Origin of the sequence: Aeromonas sp. 19NY04SH05-1 (genome assembly GCF_040581895.1) — a bacterium.
GTDB classification, from domain to species: domain Bacteria; phylum Pseudomonadota; class Gammaproteobacteria; order Enterobacterales; family Aeromonadaceae; genus Aeromonas; species Aeromonas enteropelogenes.
Map to the genome: position 1 here is coordinate 4,444,151 of NZ_CP095328.1, position 17,096 is coordinate 4,461,246.

Annotated in this window: 16 protein-coding genes; 10 read left to right on the plus strand and 6 right to left on the minus strand. The window is 62.0% G+C overall.

What is annotated here, in order from left to right; all coding sequences use genetic code 11:
* Positions 1–81 precede the first annotated feature (81 nt).
* Positions 82–1,413 (minus strand): glutamine synthetase family protein, encoded by a 1,332-nt coding sequence (locus MRK42_RS20565; protein ID WP_042027284.1) that lies wholly within the window; start codon positions 1,411–1,413, stop codon positions 82–84.
* A gap of 465 nt (positions 1,414–1,878) precedes the next feature.
* Between MRK42_RS20565 and MRK42_RS20570 the strand changes: the two genes are divergently transcribed.
* The 6 genes from MRK42_RS20570 to yegD all read left to right on the plus strand — a co-directional run bounded on the left by MRK42_RS20570 (position 1,879) and on the right by yegD (position 7,076).
* Positions 1,879–2,265: a TraR/DksA C4-type zinc finger protein gene (locus tag MRK42_RS20570; protein ID WP_026457164.1), complete on the plus strand. Its 387-nt coding sequence runs from the start codon at positions 1,879–1,881 to the stop codon at positions 2,263–2,265.
* A gap of 182 nt (positions 2,266–2,447) precedes the next feature.
* The gene (locus MRK42_RS20575; protein ID WP_354688623.1) at positions 2,448–3,302 is read left to right on the plus strand and encodes a hypothetical protein; all 855 of its coding nucleotides are present in this window, start codon (positions 2,448–2,450) and stop codon (positions 3,300–3,302) included.
* 69 nt (positions 3,303–3,371) lie between these two features.
* Positions 3,372–3,839 carry a CreA family protein gene (locus MRK42_RS20580; RefSeq protein ID WP_026457162.1) on the plus strand — a complete coding sequence of 156 codons (468 nt, stop codon included), beginning with the start codon at positions 3,372–3,374 and terminating at the stop codon, positions 3,837–3,839.
* Between the two features lie 19 nt (positions 3,840–3,858).
* Entirely contained in the window at positions 3,859–4,539 is a 681-nt protein-coding gene (locus tag MRK42_RS20585; protein WP_354688624.1) for an SDR family oxidoreductase, read from the plus strand.
* 76 nt (positions 4,540–4,615) lie between these two features.
* Positions 4,616–5,605 carry a 2-hydroxyacid dehydrogenase gene (locus MRK42_RS20590; RefSeq protein WP_124239655.1) on the plus strand — a complete coding sequence of 330 codons (990 nt, stop codon included), beginning with the start codon at positions 4,616–4,618 and terminating at the stop codon, positions 5,603–5,605.
* Positions 5,606–5,699: 94 nt separating this feature from the next.
* Entirely contained in the window at positions 5,700–7,076 is a 1,377-nt protein-coding gene (gene yegD, locus MRK42_RS20595) for a molecular chaperone (protein ID WP_354688625.1), read from the plus strand.
* Positions 7,077–7,148: 72 nt separating this feature from the next.
* Here yegD and MRK42_RS20600 read toward each other — a convergent pair whose 3' ends face one another.
* Together MRK42_RS20600 and MRK42_RS20605 are read right to left on the minus strand one after the other, a co-directional pair.
* Positions 7,149–7,970, minus strand: a complete 822-nt coding sequence (locus tag MRK42_RS20600) for a formyl transferase (RefSeq protein WP_354688626.1) — start codon at positions 7,968–7,970, stop codon at positions 7,149–7,151.
* 11 nt (positions 7,971–7,981) lie between these two features.
* Complete coding sequence (locus MRK42_RS20605; RefSeq protein ID WP_354688627.1) at positions 7,982–9,310, minus strand: DUF4910 domain-containing protein; 1,329 nt, start codon at positions 9,308–9,310, stop codon at positions 7,982–7,984.
* 326 nt (positions 9,311–9,636) lie between these two features.
* Here MRK42_RS20605 and MRK42_RS20610 point away from each other — a divergent pair, with 326 nt between their 5' ends.
* From MRK42_RS20610 to malZ, 3 genes are all read left to right on the plus strand, one after another.
* Positions 9,637–10,053, plus strand: coding sequence for an META domain-containing protein (locus tag MRK42_RS20610; RefSeq protein ID WP_354688628.1), 417 nt, complete (start codon positions 9,637–9,639; stop codon positions 10,051–10,053).
* A gap of 69 nt (positions 10,054–10,122) precedes the next feature.
* The gene (locus MRK42_RS20615; protein WP_042027271.1) at positions 10,123–10,971 is read left to right on the plus strand and encodes an HDOD domain-containing protein; all 849 of its coding nucleotides are present in this window, start codon (positions 10,123–10,125) and stop codon (positions 10,969–10,971) included.
* 6 nt (positions 10,972–10,977) lie between these two features.
* On the plus strand, positions 10,978–12,807 hold the full coding sequence (gene malZ, locus MRK42_RS20620; protein ID WP_354688629.1) for a maltodextrin glucosidase: 1,830 nt from the start codon (positions 10,978–10,980) through the stop codon (positions 12,805–12,807).
* Between the two features lie 126 nt (positions 12,808–12,933).
* Here the strand turns inward: malZ and MRK42_RS20625 are convergent, their stop codons facing one another.
* On the minus strand, positions 12,934–13,467 hold the full coding sequence (locus MRK42_RS20625) for an ATP--cob(I)alamin adenosyltransferase (RefSeq protein WP_042027269.1): 534 nt from the start codon (positions 13,465–13,467) through the stop codon (positions 12,934–12,936).
* A gap of 86 nt (positions 13,468–13,553) precedes the next feature.
* Entirely contained in the window at positions 13,554–14,696 is a 1,143-nt protein-coding gene (locus MRK42_RS20630; RefSeq protein ID WP_354689069.1) for a DUF5610 domain-containing protein, read from the minus strand.
* 170 nt (positions 14,697–14,866) lie between these two features.
* Here MRK42_RS20630 and trmA point away from each other — a divergent pair, with 170 nt between their 5' ends.
* Positions 14,867–16,000 (plus strand): tRNA (uridine(54)-C5)-methyltransferase TrmA, encoded by a 1,134-nt coding sequence (trmA, locus tag MRK42_RS20635; protein ID WP_224210630.1) that lies wholly within the window; start codon positions 14,867–14,869, stop codon positions 15,998–16,000.
* 77 nt (positions 16,001–16,077) lie between these two features.
* Here the strand turns inward: trmA and mglC are convergent, their stop codons facing one another.
* The gene (gene mglC / locus MRK42_RS20640; protein WP_026456961.1) at positions 16,078–17,088 is read right to left on the minus strand and encodes a galactose/methyl galactoside ABC transporter permease MglC; all 1,011 of its coding nucleotides are present in this window, start codon (positions 17,086–17,088) and stop codon (positions 16,078–16,080) included.
* Positions 17,089–17,096: the final 8 nt, after the last annotated feature.

A 17,096-nucleotide genomic window follows, 5' to 3' on the forward strand; every position in this document is an offset into this window, starting at 1 on the left:
TGGCGCGCTGCCAGCACTCTCGATATGAGCGGGAGGTTCAGCCTCCCCACAGGGGGGATGCGTGACGGGCACGCATCCGGGTCACACGTTCAGCAGCAGGAATTCCCGTTCCCAGCGACTGATCACCCCGAAGTAGGTCTCGTATTCCTTGCGCTTGACCGCCACGAAGGCGCGGGTGAAGCGCTCGCCCAGCATCTCCTTGATCGGCTCGCACTGCTCGAGATGGCTGAGCGCCTCCTCCAGCGAGCGGGGCAGGCTGTAGGGCAGCTCGTAGGCGCTCGACTTCATCTCGGGCAACGGGTCCAGCTTCTCCATCATGCCGAGATAGCCGCAGGCCAGGGTGGCGGCCAGCGCCAGATAGGGGTTGGCATCGGCACCGGCGAAGCGGTTTTCCACCCGGCGGGCATTGGGCTCGGAGAAGGGTACCCGCAACCCGCAGGTGCGGTTCTCCACCCCCCACTGCACGTTGCGCGGCGCGCTCTCGCCGAAGGTAAGGCGGCGGTAGGAGTTGACGTTCGGCGCCAGCAGGGCGGTCACCGCCGGGGTGTATTTCTGCAGCCCGGCGATGAAGTGCATGAACAGCTCGGAGTGGCCACCGCTCTCGGTGCCGAACAGGTTGCGGCCGTCCATGTCCTCCAGACTCTGGTGGATGTGCATGGCGGAGCCGGGCTCATTGCTCATCGGCTTGGCCATGAAGGTAGCGTAGATACCGTGGCGGTGAGCCGCTTCCCGCATGGTGCGCTTGAACAGGAACACCTGGTCGGCGAGATCGATGGCATCCCCGTGCAGGAAGTTGATCTCCATCTGGGCTGCGCCGGATTCGTGGATCAGGGTATCCACCTCCAGCTCCTGAGCCTCGCAGTAGTCGTACATGTCCTCGAAGATGGGGTCGAATTCGTTGACCGCATCGATGCTGAACGATTGGCGGGCGGTCTCCGGGCGACCGTTGCGTCCCACGGGAGGCACCAGGGGATAGTCGGGATCTTCGTTGCGGGTCACCAGGTAGAATTCCAGCTCGGGTGCCACCACCGGCTTCCAGCCCTGCTTCTCGTAGAATGACAGAACCCGGCGCAGTACCGAGCGGGGGGCGATGTCGATCAGCTTGCCATTGACGTCGAAGCAGTCGTGGATCACCTGGGCGGTCGGCTCCAGCGCCCAGGGCACGAAGCGGATGGTGTTGGGATCGGGATAGAGCTGCATGTCCCGCTCCAGTGGGTCGATCATGCTGTCATCGTCCGGGTATTCGCCGGTTACCGTCTGGGTGAAGATGACCTCGGGAAGGCGCATGCCCCCCTCGCGTAGAAACTTGTTGGCTGGGATGATCTTGCCCCGGGCGTTGCCGGTGAAATCCGGAAACAGGCACTCCACCTCCGTGATGCGATTGTTCTCCATCCAGCCTTTGATACTGTCCATGTTAAACCCCGACTTTCGATTGTCATTGGCAAGGGTGTCTAATATATGGAACACCCTTGTTATCAAATTGTAATCAACATCACCATAAAAGCCCGCCATCAAGGGCAATGTCAAGGTGAACTGTTTAAAAAAATATAAATATCGGTGCATATAATGACCAAGACGGCACCAAATACTAAACACTTCATCCCGGACTCAGCTCATTGCAAAGCCAGTGCCAACAGGGGGTTCAGGACGCGACAGAACCCGGCCGAACAGTGATCCGAATGGGCTTTTCTTTGCAAGGGCGCACAATCCTTGTCCCATTTGCTTTGCTTGGCTGCATTTTTTTGGTACAAGGCCCGCCCTGATTTGCACTCTCTTGCACGATTCGGGTGCAAATCAGACACAAGGGCTTGGTCTGCAGGCAGACAGCCCCCATAAACAGGGATAATTGGGTTAGTAAACTGACTGGTAGTAAATCGTATGTGTGATTTCATGACTGAAGACCAACTGGCCTTTTACAAGGGGCAGATCGAGCAACAGATCGTCGAGCTCGAGGAACGCCTCAACTCCCAGGCCAGCCAGGCCATCGCCACCGATACCAACGAGATGGCTGATGAAATTGACCGTGCCAGTATCGAGGAGGCCCGCCGTCTGGAGCTGAACCGCATCGAGCACGACAAACTGCACCTGCGCAAACTGCGTGGCGCGTTGAAGCGCATCAGCGAAGGAGACTTCGGCTACTGCGAATCCTGCGGTGACGAGATCTCTCTCAAGCGGTTGCAGGCCCGTCCAGAATCCCGTTTCTGCGTCGAGTGCCAGAGCACCAAGGAATTCAACGACACTCACGTATTCCGCCGCGTCGCCTGATCTCTGTAGACCGTCGCGATCCGCGGTGAATCGCGGGCAGGCTGCACGGCCCAAGGTATCCGGTTCATCTCGATGAACCGCGAGCCTGACGGCGAAACGCCTTGCTCATGACTTCACCACAAGATCGCGGAGAAGTTCTGATAGACTCCGGGCTAGCCCCGGATTCTAGAGGAGAACAGAGAGTGAAATGGCTCATCAAGCTGTGCTTGTGTCTGCCCCTGCTGGCACAAGCACAGGTTCTGCAGGTCAAGATCCCCAGCCGGCCCATCAACAGCCTGGATCAGGAGTACCAGATCAAGCTGCTGGAACTGGCCCTGACCCGCTCCGGACAACCCTTTCGCATCGACCCCGTCGAACTCGATCTCAACCAGTTCACCCTGCAGCAGCAGCTGGTCAAGGGCAAGAAGATCAATGTGTTCTGGATGGGTACCTCCAGCGCCCTCGAATCCGCCCTCATCGCCGTCCCGATCCCGCTGTTTCGCGGGCTGGAAGGGCTGCGCCTGTCGTTCATCCACCAAGATGCCCAGGAGAAGTTCAACCAGGTCAACACCCTGGCCGATCTCAAGCAGATGAAGGCATTGCAGGGTGTCGGCTGGGCCGACAACAGGATCCTGGAGAATGCCGGCATCCCTACCTATTCGGGTCGCTACAGCAACCTGTTCCGCCTCATCAATGACGGCGACAAGGTGGACTTCTTCCCCCGCAGCCTGGTGGAGATCTTCGCCGAGCATGGCGAACTGGCCGAGCAATATCCCCGCCTCGCCATCGAGCAACACCTGCTGCTGCGCTACCCCTTCGCCCAGTTCTTCTTCGTCAGTCCCTACAATCCCAAGCTGGCCAAGGCGATCCAGACCGGGTTGGAGCGGGCCTACGCCGACGGCAGCTTCATGAAGTTCTTCAATGAGAACCCCAGGATCCGCGAGGCGCTGGCCAGCGCCAACCTGGATCGGCGGGTCACCATCAAGCTGGATAATCCGGACATGACCCCCTTGCTCCAACGCATTCCGGCCCAATATTGGCAATATCCGCCCCGCTAAAGGGGCGTTTGTCGCAAGCGGCCGCTCCAACGCCGGGTTGGCCACTCTCCACCGCGCCCAGGAGTTGATATGCAAAAGACCAAGATGAGCCTGCTGCTGGCGGGTTGCCTGCTGGCCATGCCGGCCCTCGCCGACAAGGCCGATCCCGTCGGCGAGGTAAGCACCTCGTTCAAGCTGCTCGGCCCCAACCACAAGATCCTGGTGGAGGCGTTCGATGACCCCAGAATCGACGGCGTCGCCTGCTATCTGGCGCGTCCCAAGACCGGCGGCGTCAAGGGCGGGCTGGGACTGGCGGAAGATCCGTCCCACGCCTCCCTCTCCTGCCACCAGATCGGCCCCATCACCCTGCCCGAGAAACTGAAGGCGGGGGAAGAGGTATTCGACGTCAGCACCTCCCTGGTGTTCAAGGAGCAGAAGGTGGTGCGCTTTTACGACCAGAAGCGCAATGCGCTGGTCTATCTCACCTACAGCACCAAGCTGGTGGACGGCTCCTACAAGAGCGCCGTCAGCGCTGTGCCCATCATGCCCTGGGGCTGATCCCCGCAAGGAGGCAAGCATGTACGAAACCGTTCTGATCACCGGCGCCACCAGCGGCATCGGCCACGCCCTGGTGCACGACCTGTGCGCACGCGGCTACCGGGTCTATGCCACCGGCCGCAATGAGGCAGCCCTGGCCGAGCTGATGGCCGCCACCGGCTGTCTCGGCAGCACCGCCGATCTCACCGATCCCCCGCAGGCCATGGCCCTCTATCAGCGGGCTCGCGAAACGCTGGGGCGGGTCGATGTGCTGATCAACAACGCCGGCGCCAACCCGCGCAAGGCGCCGATCACCGACACCACGCTGGAAGAGTTCGAGCTGCAGTACGCCCTCAACCTGCGCGCCCCCTATCTGCTCGGACGCGAGGCCCTGCGCGAGATGATCCCGCGCGGCAGCGGTTACATCATCAACGTGGTGAGCACCTGCGCCCTGCGCCACCCCACCCCCATGGGCATCTACAGCACTATGAAGAGCGGCCTGGCGAGCCTGAGCCAGGTGATGATGAAGGAGGCCCAGCCCCACGGTATCAAGGTCTCGACCCTCTACCCGGGCGGCGTCGATACCCCGTTTCGGGTCGAGGCCAAGCCTCACTACATGCAACCCGCCAGCGTGGCCACCACCATCACCACCCTGCTTGACCTGCCGGCGGACGTGATCGTCCACGAGATGACCTTCCGGCCGCCGTTCGAGCTGGAGTGAGTACGCCATGCGGGCATGGTGATCAGGATCACGGTTTGTAGTAACGTGACGCCATCAACCGATACGGAGTTCCAACATGAAAGTCGCCGTTTTCAGCAGCAAGAGCTATGACAAAGAGCATTTCAACCAGGCCAACAGCCAGTACGGCTTCAACCTGGAGTTTTTCGATGTTCGTCTGGAGGCCAAGACGGCCCGACTGGCTCACGGCTTCCCGGTCGTCTGCCTGTTCGTCAACGACGATGCGGATCGCGAGGTTCTGACCGAGCTGGCCGCCAACGGCACCAAGGTCATCGCCCTGCGCTGCGCCGGTTACAACAATGTGGATCTGGCTGCCGCCAGGGAGCTGGGGATGAAGGTAGTGCGGGTACCGGCCTACTCGCCGGAGGCCGTCGCCGAGCACGCGGTGGGGCTGATGATGACCCTCAACCGCCGTATCCATAAGGCCTATCAGCGCACCCGCGACGCCAACTTCTCGCTGGAGGGGCTGGTCGGCTTCAACATGCATGGCCGCACCGCCGGCATCATAGGCACCGGCAAGATTGGCATCGCCACCCTGCGCATTCTCAAGGGCTTCGGCATGCGGCTGCTGGTAAGCGATCCGTACCAGAACCAGGCGGCGCTCGATCTGGGGGCCGAGTACGTGGATCTCGACACCCTGTTCCGCCAGTCCGACGTCATCAGCCTGCACTGCCCGTTGTTCAAGGAGAACTACCACCTGCTGAACAAGGAGGCGTTCGACAAGATGAAGGACGGGGTGATGATCATCAACACCAGCCGGGGCGGCCTGCTCGACTCCAACGCCGCCATCGAGGCACTCAAGACCGCCCGCATCGGCGCCCTGGGGCTGGACGTCTACGAGGAAGAGGAAGATCTCTTCTTCGCCGACAAGTCCAACGAGGTGATCACCGATGACGTGTTCCGCCGTCTGTCGGCCTGCCACAACGTGTTGTTCACCGGCCACCAGGCCTTCCTGACCCGCGAGGCGCTGCACGCCATCGCCGATACCACCCTCAGCAACATCCGGGCGCTCGACGGCCAGGGTCGCTGCGACAACGAGGTGGAGTAAGGGATAACCCCTTTGTTCACCCTGCGCCGGGTTGTGAGACCCGGCGCCATCGGGTAGGCTAGCCCCCCTTTTTTATTCAGGAGTCTGGCTGCCCATGTTTATCGGATTTGATTACGGTACCTCCAACTGTGCCGTTGCCGTGATGGAGCAAGGCAGCCCCAGGCTGCTCAATCTCGGCGCCTCTCGCTATCTCCCCTCCACCCTGCACGCCCCCCATCGGGATGCCATCGCGGGCCTGCTGGCCGAAGGACTGGCCCCGACCCGCCAGGCGGAATACCTCAAGCTGCGCGGCCCCGTGGTTACCCGGGCCCAGAGCGTGCGCCGCCAGATGCGGGAAGAGGGGCTGATCGACGAGCTCAGCTTTGGCACCGCGGCGCTGGAGCGCTATCTGGAAGAGCCGGACGAGGGCTATTACATCAAGTCGCCGAAATCCTTCCTCGGCGCCTATGGCCTCAAGGCCCCCCAGATTGCCCTGTTCGAAGACATCGTCTGCGCCATGATGCTGCACGTTCGCCAGCAGGCTGAGCAGCAGACCGGAGCCCCCATCCGCCAGGCGGTGATCGGCCGCCCGGTCAACTTCCAGGGGCTGGCGGGGGAGGAGAGCAACCGCCAGGCCATCGCCATCCTGACCGAGGCGGCCCGCCTCGCCGGGTTCGAGCAGGTGGAATTTCTCTACGAGCCGGTGGCGGCCGGTTTTGAATTCGAGGCGCGCCTCACCGAAGATGCCGTGGTACTGGTGGTGGATATCGGCGGCGGTACCACAGACTGTTCCATGCTGCGCATGGGCCCGAGTTATCGTGACCAGCTGGATCGCAGCGGCGATCTCCTCGGCCACAGCGGCCAGCGCATCGGCGGCAACGACTTCGACATCCGCCTGACGGTGGAAGGCATGATGCCACTGCTCGGCATGCACGAGACCCTCAAGACCGGCAAGCCGCTGCCCCACCCCCTGTTCTGGGATGCGGCCGCCATCAACGACGTCAGCGCCCAGAGCCGCTTCTACAGCCTGGATACCGCCCGCCAGCTGCAAGATCTGCAGCTCGACAGCCAGCCCGGCAGCAAGCTATCGCGCCTTGCCAACCTGCGGGCCCACAAGCTGAGCCACCAGCTGGTGTGGCGCGCCGAGCAGGGCAAGATCGCCCTCTCGGAGCAGGATCTGAACCGCCAATCCCTGGACGAGCTGGAGAAAGGGCTGGCAGCAGAACTCAATCGCGAGCAGCTGGCCTGCGCCTCGGCGCCGCTGCTGGAGAAGATCGGCGAGCTGATGGATGAGGCCATCGCCGCCGCCGGCGTACAGCCGGATCGCATCTTCGTCACCGGCGGCAGCGCCCGCTCGCCGCTGATCGCCAGCTTTATCCGCCAGAAGCTCCCGGCTATTCCGCTGGAAGGGGGCGATGACTTCGGCTCGGTTGCCGCCGGCCTGGCCCGTTACGCGGAGCGGCTGTTCGCTTCGGCGAACCAGGGGGAATAACCGCTCCGGCTCAGGAGTGCCACAAAACAACAGGGAGGCCAATGGCCTCCCTGTTGTTCATCATGCAGACCCTCATTGCTGAGGGCTGGTCATGTCGAGGCCGTCGACGCAAAGCAACCTGGCCGGCGGCATGGCGATGCCGGAATCGAGGCAGTAGTCGACTATCTTGTCCTCGAACTGGCCGTATACCACCTCCAGATGCTGGGGTTGCCACATGCGGGCCGTCCAGATGCGCCCCGTGCTGGTGGCGGCGATGCCTGACACGGGTTGCTCCCGGGCCAGCAGGGTTCCGAGCACGGAGGGCAGCGTATCGCAAAACTCCCTGACAGCCCGGCAGGCCAGATCATGCAGCCGATCGCCACGTCGAGGCGTGACGGCCGTCTGGTAGAGGATATTGCCACCATCGATGGCCTCGGTCGTCTCGTGCAACGTCATCCCCGTCATCTGGGGCTCCAACATATAGCTGGGCCAGAAGTGGGTGATGCAGCCACGGTACCAGGGCGAGAGGCCGCCGTGTACGTTCCACGCCATGCCGTTAAAGCAGTTCAGCAACTCGGGGGAGAGTTTGTGGCAACCGTAGGAGAGCAGCAGTATCGGCTGCAACTGGCTGATCCTGCGGATCATCTCGGGCCCGTTCAGCTCGTCATGCCCGATGCTGATGGCCACATCCAGCGGTGCCCCCTGGGCGGCAAAATAGTGCTGCTCGCACTCGTCACGCAAGCGGAAGTGGTGTTGCCACAGTGCGGCCAGGCGCCCGTTCAGATGAGCCGGTGGCACCGGGGTGAAGTGTTCCCGCCGTTCGGCGAACCAGGTCACCGGCAGGCCGCTGGCCATCACCTGGCGCGCCAGGTAGCGGTGACGGGGGTGATCTCCGGTAATCAGGACTATCGACATGTTTTCTCCCATCAGCGGCACTGCGGGGCAGTAAACCGGATAAGCTCAGCCTCTTCCAGCAAGGGTACTACGGCCAGCAGGGTGGCCAGCGGCATCCTGGCACGACGCGCCATCTGCAGCAGCGTGTGCCGGCCGTCGGCCAGATTCAGGATCCACTGCATCGCCATCAGCTGGGTACGGCCATCCAGCAGCTGATCGCTCGACTTGCTGTAGCTCGCAGGCGAATTCAGGTTGGGGTAGAGCCCCCGCTTGCCGAGCTGGGGTTCGCCGTAGGGGTTGGTGCGCTCGAATACTCCGGCATTCTCGTGCTGCAACAGCAGTTGTTCGAGCTGATCGATGGCCTCGATCAGGCGGGAGATCTGCATGAACTCCTTGGTATCACCGCTGGTATGGTATTCGGCAAAGTTGCCGTAGACGGTGCGGGCCGCCTGCGCCACCGGCAGGTCAAAGCCCGGCGAGCAGTACTGGCGCTCGTCCGACCCGTGGCAGGGGGTAAACTCGCGAACCGCCCAGCGCTCGGGCTGTTCGCTGGCCAGCTGGCGTACCAGCTGGTTGAGCAGGCACTCCTCCTGCCTGGCCAGCTTGACGGAGAGGGCGCTGGCCGGCCCTCCCAGACAGGTCAGCACCAGACCACCGATGCAGTGGGACTTCAGGTGCTCGCCATAACGATGCAGGTAGCAGAGGCTCCCTATGGTCTCGGGCGCCAGCACGAAGCGGTAGCTGAACCGCCGCTTCGGCCAGCGGGCCAGCCTGTGGTACAAGCCGAGCAGCACCAGGGGGCCGCTCAGCTCGTTGTTCGCCATGCTGGGGTGACACAGATAGCTCGACAGCAGAAACTCCTGCCGGCTCTCGCCGCCCAGCAGGGCCGTGCCGTAATTGATCTCGCCGGCCTGGAACCGGCTGTCGATGCGCACCTGATAGTCACCGGGAGCCAGCTGCGCCAGCTCGTTGTGGGTAAGGCAAAACCCCCAGTTGGGCTGGTAATAGGAGGTGACGTAGGGGATCAGATCCGGCAGATGCGGCAGGGTATGAAGCCGGGGGCGCAACTCCTCGAGCGAATAGCGCCCCTCAACCGGCGCCGAATAATTGACCACCCTCAGGTTGTGATCGGCAAAATCGGCCACCACGCGGCCATCTGGCGCAGTCAGTGTCGCCGAATCGATATGCCATTCGTGCGGGACAGTCCAATCGAAGACCTGGGTGCCGGAAGGCGTGCTCTCCAGCTGCAATGGCATCTGCTCGGCGAAGATGGCCAGACTCTCGCGCAGCCCCGCCCCCGAGATGCTGCGACAGATGGGAAACAGGCGGTCAAACAGTGAGTCCAGCTGCTCGGTGGTCATTTTATATGTTTCATCAAGGCGTTAATCGTTGCGGCACTTTATCACACCCGGCATTGATGGCACCAAATGACCGACGGGAGCACGTTCCCAAACGCCCCTGATCATCTGTTGTCTGCATGGGGAGCTGGCATTCTGTTGTCTGTTGCCCGACCGGTTGTTTACCCAGCAGATCGGGCACATTGCCGGCAACAAGCAGATAGATGTCGCCATTTAACGACACGGGAGCGAAATGGCGGCGACAGAAGCGGTCGGCTTGCTCTCCTCTGCCCCTGCTGCAAGCGGCCCCGACAGGATATGCTTGTCGCTCCCCCCAACGGAGCCTTGATATGTCCAGATTGCCCGCCCTGCTGATCCCCCTTTTCATGCTCGCCGGATGCAGCTCGACTGCCTTTGTCCAGCTGGATCTGCAACATCATCACTGGGTGCTGAGCAAGCTGGATGGCCAACCGGTCGCGTCGGTGCGCGACAATCCCCCCGACCTCGAGATCGGCGAACACTTCACCGTCAACGGCATCGCAGGTTGCAACCGTTACTTCGGCCAGGGCCATCTGAAAAAAGACAAGTTGTGGGTCACCAGCCTCGGCAGCACGGTCAGGGCCTGCACGCCCCCCCTCGATGCCATCGAACAGGCGGTGCTCACCACCCTGACCGAGGGGGCGCGTCTGAGCGGCGACAGCCAGACCCTGATCCTGCAGGGCAAGCAGCACCGTTTGGAATACCAATTGCGCGACTGGGTGTTTTGACGCTCAAAAGCCGCATCACAAACAGGAACATGTTGCCCGGCTGTGGCACAATATGAGGCAGAATTCGCAATGGAGGCTGCCTCAGCCATGTCGATGGACCGTCTGTTTGACAAGATCAAGCAACTCCCCACCATACCCAAGCTGCTGCACGAGTTGATGCAGAGTTTCAACGATGACAACGCCCGCATCGACCTGATTGCGGCCAAGATCGCCATGGATCAGGTGATCAGTGTCAAGGTGTTGAGGATGGCCAACTCGGCCGCCCTGCGCCGTGGCAATGAAGTGACCTCGGTCGAGCAGGCGGTGATCCGCCTTGGCTTCAACCGCTTGCGCTCCATCGTGGTTGCCTCCGGCATCATAGGCAGCTTCAAGACGCCCCCCAGTTTTGACAAGAACAAGTTCTGGACCGAGACCTTCCAAGTGGCCACCATCGCCAGGACGCTGGCCAAAGAGGCCAATGTGCTGGATCCCGAAACCGCCTTCACCTGCGCGCTGATCCACAACATTGGCGAGTTGCTCATCCAGAGCACCCTGCCGGAAGAGGCCGAACTCATCAATCTGGCGATCCAGAAGGGGAGCAGCCGGGTCGAGGCCCAGCGGGAGATGCTTGGATTTGACTACGCCCAGCTCGGAGCCGAGCTGGCACGGCGCTGGAACCTGTCGGAGAGCTTCGTCGAGGCCATCTCCCAGCAGCTGGATCCCCTCTCCCACGATCCGATCAGCAAGGAGGCGGTGCTGATCCGCCTCGCCGTGTTTATCTCCTTCGCCTGGAATGCGGGGGTGCCTGCCCAGGCCATCATAGCCCGCTTCCCCAAACCGTTGGCCGACCAGCTTGGGCTGGACCCCAAGTCGTTGGCAAACCAGCTCGAAACGCTGCACGAACAGGGCAACGCCCTTGCCGAGCTTCTGACTCAATAAGTGATCATGACCCATCCGTTTCTGTTTCATCCCCAGGTGGCGCCCTGGTTCAAAGAGAGCGCCGATGCCCTGCAACTCACCCTGTTCAGCGAACTGGACGCCCCGATCCGCGAGGTGTGGCTGCGCCACGAGCCGGACAACGAGGAGTATCTGGTGCCGATGACGGCGGTCTCCACCCGCGATCGGCTGCAGGTATGGCAGGGCACCCTGCCGCTTCACAAGGGGCAGGACATCCACCTCTACTGCTTCAAGTGCCTCACCGACGAGGAGCAGTGGTGGCTGCACGGCGCCGGCGTCAGCGCGGCCATGCCGCCGCGGGAACAGCATTTTCGCTTCAACAGCCTGCACCAGCCGCCAGCCTGGGTGCAGGATCAGGTGTTCTACCAGATCTTCCCCGACCGCTTCTGCAACGGCGACCCGTCGCTTAGCGTCAAGCATCACGAGTACGAATATCGTGGCAAGGTGGTCATCAGCAAGGCGTGGGGCGAGCCGGTCAGTCGCCACGACGAGGGGCACGGCGCCTGCGAATTCTATGGCGGCGATCTGGCGGGCATCGATGCCAAGCTGCACTACCTGCAGTCCCTCGGGGTGACGGCGCTCTACCTCAACCCCATCTTCGATTCACCGAGCAACCACAAGTACGACACCCAGGACTATTTCAAAGTCGACCCGCATCTGGGCACCAACGCCCAGTTCGCCGAGCTGACCCGCAACCTGCACCAGCGCGGCATGAAGATCATCCTGGATGCGGTGGTCAACCACACCTCCACCGAGCACCCCTGGTTCTGCCCGCCGCAGGGGGCCCAGAGCAACCCGGATTCGCCATGGCGCAGCTTTTATACCTTTGATGGCGATGGGGATTACGTCAGCTGGAAGGGCATTCGCAGCCTGCCCAAGCTCGATTTCTCCAGCGAGCAGGTACAGGACGCCGTCTACCGGGCCGATGATGCCATCCTGCGCTACTGGATGCGTGCGCCCTACCAGATCGACGGCTGGCGCTTCGACGTCATTCACATGCTGGGTGAGCGGGGCACCGCCGAGGGCAACAGCGGCCATGTGCGCGCCATTCGCGGCGCGGTGAAGCAGGAGAACCCGGACGCCTACGTGCTCGGCGAACACTTCTTCGAGGCAAGCCAGTGGCTGCAGGGAGATCAGGAAGACGGCGCCATGAACTACTATGGCTTCGCCCACCCGATCCGCGCCTTCCTGGCCGGGCAGGATATCGCCTATCACCCCATCAAGATCAGCGCCGAGGAGCTGGATCGCTGGCTCAGGCTGGCGCGGGCCCACATCCCGTTCAAGAACCAGCTGGCCCAGTTCAACCTGCTGGACAGTCACGACACCGCCCGCTTCCTCCACCTGCTGGGAGAGGACAAACAGCGGATGCGCCTCGCCGCCACCCTGCTGCTCACCTATATCGGCGTGCCCTCCATCTACTACGGTGACGAGGTGGGGCTCTCTGGCGGCAACGACCCGGATTGCCGTCGCTGCTTCCCGTGGGAAACCACCGCCTGGGATCACGTGCTGCACGACCACTACCGCCGCCTGATCCAGATCCGCCGCCAGCGCCCCTCCCTGCGCCGTGGCGATATCCAGACCCTCTACGCCGGCCCCCACAGCTATGTGTTCGCCCGCACCCTGCAAAGCGATCAGGTGGTGGTGGCCTGCAACCGTCATCCCAGCGAGCCGCGCACCATCAGCCTGCCCCTGTGGCAGACCGCCAGCCCGGCCAGCCGCTTCACCGATGCCTTCAACGGCGACAAGTTCGAAGTGGTGCAGGGAGAGCTGCAACTGACCGTCCCCGCCAATTCGGCCAGGGTGCTGCTGTCCAGCTGAGAGTGACGCTCGCCAGTTGAGAATAAAAACCGGAGCCCAGTGCTCCGGTTTTTCGTTTGTGCAATCGGCGCTGGCTGGCAACCCCGCACATGGCGGCGGGCAGCGCCCTATGACGGCCCGATCGTATCAGTAGTTGATGCTGACGTAGGGCACTTCCGGCACCTGCCACAGCTGCTTGAGGTAGACGGTGAGCACGAAGAAGAAGTTGGCCAACAGGTTGGCAAAACGATAGAGGATGGGGTCGAATGCGACGCCACTCTCCTCCAGCCGCACCAGCAGTCGCACCACCTTCTTGCTGCCACAGCGGCACAGATGCAGGGTCGGGATGGGTTGCGGCCCCTGGGGCAACACGAAACCGGTGACCCGGCCACGGCTCGCCTCGTTGTAGTGATCGTAACGCCCCTTGAGCCAGTCCAGATCCTCCTCGAAGATGCCGAGCTTGCCGCGCACCGAACCGTTGAGGTTGTAGATAAGCCGTTGCAACGCTGCGAGATCCGCCAGCATGGGCCGAATATCGGCATCCGGTGCAAGGTGTGACAACACGGCGCCCACCTGACAGCAGAGCTCGTCGGTGGCGATTTCAAAATCACATTTGAGCGACGTTTCGAAAATAAAGGGGTAGCAGAGCTCGCGCTTGTCTCTGGGCTTCTTGGGGTTCATGGGACGACCGGATTGAAGAAAAGGCCAGTTTGCCAGCCCCCGGCGGGCGTGGCAAACGGCTGATTATTAAGGAGTGAGGCCGGCTATCAGCCGTACTGGCTGTCGGTCCCGGTCGCGGGCTGGAACTGGCCAATCATCCGCAACGCCTCCAGCATGCGCTGGTTGAAACTGGTGAAGCTGCTGACCTGGGCCGAGTCCTCCTCCCCTCTGGCGGCCAGCACGGCGGGCACCAGCGCCTGTTGCTGGGAGGCGGGCAACAGGGTATCCGCCTGCTGCTGCACCTGATCAAGTTTGGGCAGGTAGTCGGCCAGCGGTTTGAGCATCTCCTGCAGGGAGTGGGCCCCCTGATAGGTCTGGCTCAGCTTGACGCTCTGCTTGAGCTTGAGCGAGTAGGAGGCCAGCTGGCTGTCATCCAGTTGCAGCTCGCCCGCTTTCTTGAGCAGATCGTCGAAGTTGCCTGAGAAGAAGCTCCCCGCCAGATCGTCGATCCCCTTGACCAGCTTGCCGATAGAGTCCATCTCTTCGCTGCTGAGATCCCCTTCCAGGGAGAAGCTGAAGCTCTGGCTCGACTTGAGGCTGAACTGGCTGCCCCCCTCACCCTGCCTGGACTTCATCTGCCAGCTGTCATTGAAACGCAGCAGCACCTTGTCGCCATCCTTGGTTTCGATCTCCAGAATGCCCTGCTGGCGGCTGGCCATCTCGATAGCGGCCCGCTCGGTGGGGGAGACCTTGCCGAAAAACTCCCGTTCAAACTCCTCGAGCCCGTCCTGGATCAGCTTGTAGCTCTGCTCGATGCCGGTCTTGATGTCCTCGTTGTCGGTAGCCAGATCCCCCAGCTGCTGCTTGGCTGACTTAAAGCCCATATCGACCCCCTTGCGGGCCTGCTCCATCATCTTGGTCAGCTCGTCGTCGGACTTGCCATCGGCACGAGCGGCCCCCAGCCGGCCGGTGACGAACTGCAGCACGTTGTCGGCCACCGACTGGAAGTCGAACAGGGTCTCTGGGGTGATCTCCTCCGGCGCCTTCGTCTTGGGCGCCTGATAATGCTGGCCGTTGATCTCCAGGGAGAATTGCAGCGCCTGCTGGATCAGCACCTGAGCCCACTTCGGCGGCTGGTGCAGGGAGACCTCCTCCCCGCCCTGATTCTGCTTTGCCTGTGCCTGTTGGGGCGATTTGGGAGAAACACCCACTCCCTTGGGTTGGGCTGCGCCCACGCCATCGATTTGCATCATGTGTCCTCCCATCATGCCTGTAGATCGGATATCGGCCCGATTGCACACTTCTTGACCACAAAATACTGGACAATCCAGAGCGGCCTTTTAAAATCGGGCCCCTTTGGGTGGCCTGTTGCCTTCCCCCGTTTTCGTTCCGGCCCGGCCGGTGTGCATATGAGGTATCTATGACCCAATCCCAACGGGCTTCCGCTGACTCCCAGCCCCTGCGGACTCCTGCCGACTACCAGGCCCAGCTCGACGAAAAATGCGAGCGACTCACCCGACTGTTCGCCGGCTACCCGCTCCCAAAGCTGGAGGTACACGCCTCGCCCGCCGAATATTACCGGATGCGCGCCGAATTTCGCATCTGGCACGAAGGGGATGACCTCTTCCACTGCATGTATGCGCCTGCCACCAGAGAGATCATCCGGGTCGACCAGTTCCCCACCGCCAGCCGCCTCATCAACCAGCTGATGCCTGTGTTGCTGGAGGGGCTGCGTCCGCAGCCGGTGCTGCGCCGCAAACTGTTCCAGATCGACTATCTCTCGACCCAGTCCGGCCAGATCGTTGTCAGCCTGCTCTACCATCGCAAGCTCGAGACCGAGTGGCAACAGGCCGCCGAGGCATTGCAGGCCGACCTGCGTGCCAAGGGGTTCGATCTGCAGCTGATTGGCCGCGCTCACAAGCAGAAGATTTGCCTGGGCAACGATTTCGTCGTCGAGCAGCTGAACGTCGCCGGTCGCCAGTTCACCTACAAGCAGGTGGAAAACAGCTTCACCCAGCCCAACGCCGCCATCAACGAACAGATGCTGGGTTGGGCGCTGGACGTGACCCGAGGCAGCGAGGGCGACCTGCTGGAGCTCTACTGCGGCAACGGCAACTTCTCCATCGCCCTGGCCCAGAATTTCCGCAAGGTGCTGGCCACCGAGATCGCCAAGCCGAGCGTCGATTCAGCCCAGTACAACATCGCCGCCAACGGGGTCGACAACCTGATCATCCTGCGCATGTCCGCCGAGGAGTTCACCATGGCGATGCGCGGTGAGCGGGAGTTCAACCGCCTCAAGGGGGTCGACCTCTCTGCTTACCAGTGCAACACCATCTTCGTCGACCCGCCCCGTGCCGGTCTCGACGATGCCACCGTCAAGCTGGTGCAGGATTACGACAACATCCTCTACATCTCCTGCAACCCGGAGACCCTGCAGGCCAACATGCAGGTACTCGGCGAGACCCACGAGATCGCCCGCTTCGCCCTGTTCGACCAGTTCCCCTGGACCCACCATATGGAAGCCGGGGTCTATTTGAAGCGCAAGGCCGGTTAAACCGTAAGAAACACATAAAAAAACAGGGCCGGAAGGCCCTGTTTTTTTATTGCCGTACTGCCCGCAGGCAGTTGCCATTACTTCTTCTTGGCGTACTTCATGGAGTCCAGCGCGACCGCCAGAATGATGATGCCGCCCTTGATGATGAACTGCCAGTAGGGGCTGACGCCGATATAGGTCAGACCGTAGTTGATCAGGGTGAAGATGAGTACCCCGGTGATCACCCCGGCCACGGTACCCACGCCACCGGCAAACGACACCCCACCCACTACGCAGGCAGCGATGGCGTCCAGCTCGTACATGAAGCCCAGGTTGTTGGTGGCACTGCCGATCCGCCCCGCTTCCAGCATGCCGCCGAAGGCGTAGAAGACACCGGCCAGGGCATAGATCATCACCAGGTTGACCGCCACGTTGACACCGGAGACCTTGGCCGCTTCCGGGTTGCCACCGATGGCGAAGATGTTCTTGCCAAAGCGGGTCTTGTTCCACAACACCCAGACGAACACGCTGGCGATGGCCGCGTAGAAGGTCAGATACGACAGCTTGAATCCGCCTATCCGGATAAAGCCCTGGGCAAAGCTGGAGAAGCGGGGATCGAAGCCGGCTACCGGTGAAGCGCCCACCGAATCGAAATAGAGGGAGTTGATACCGTAGACGATGATCATGGTCCCCAGGGTGGTAATGAAGGGGGTCACGTTCAGGTAGGCCACGATCAGGCCGTTGATGAGGCCAATCAGAGCCCCGACGGCGCACACCAGCAGGATCACCACCGGGATGGGCACCTCGCCCAGGGTCGGGAAGACCTTGTTGACGTTGGTCAGCGCCTGCAGCATGGTCGCCGCGATGAGCGCCGCCAGGCCCACCTGGCGACCGGCCGACAGGTCAGTCCCCTGGGTGATGATGATGCCCGCCACCCCGAGGGCAATGATGACCCGCACCGAGGACTGGGTCAGGATGTTGCTGAGGTTGGTGAGGCTCAGGAACGAGGGTTCCTTGATGACGATGATCATCAGCAGCACCAGCAGCACCACATAGATGCCGTTCTCCTTGAGCGCCTGCATCAGGTTGAAATTTTTTGCCGACTCCATAAATGTCT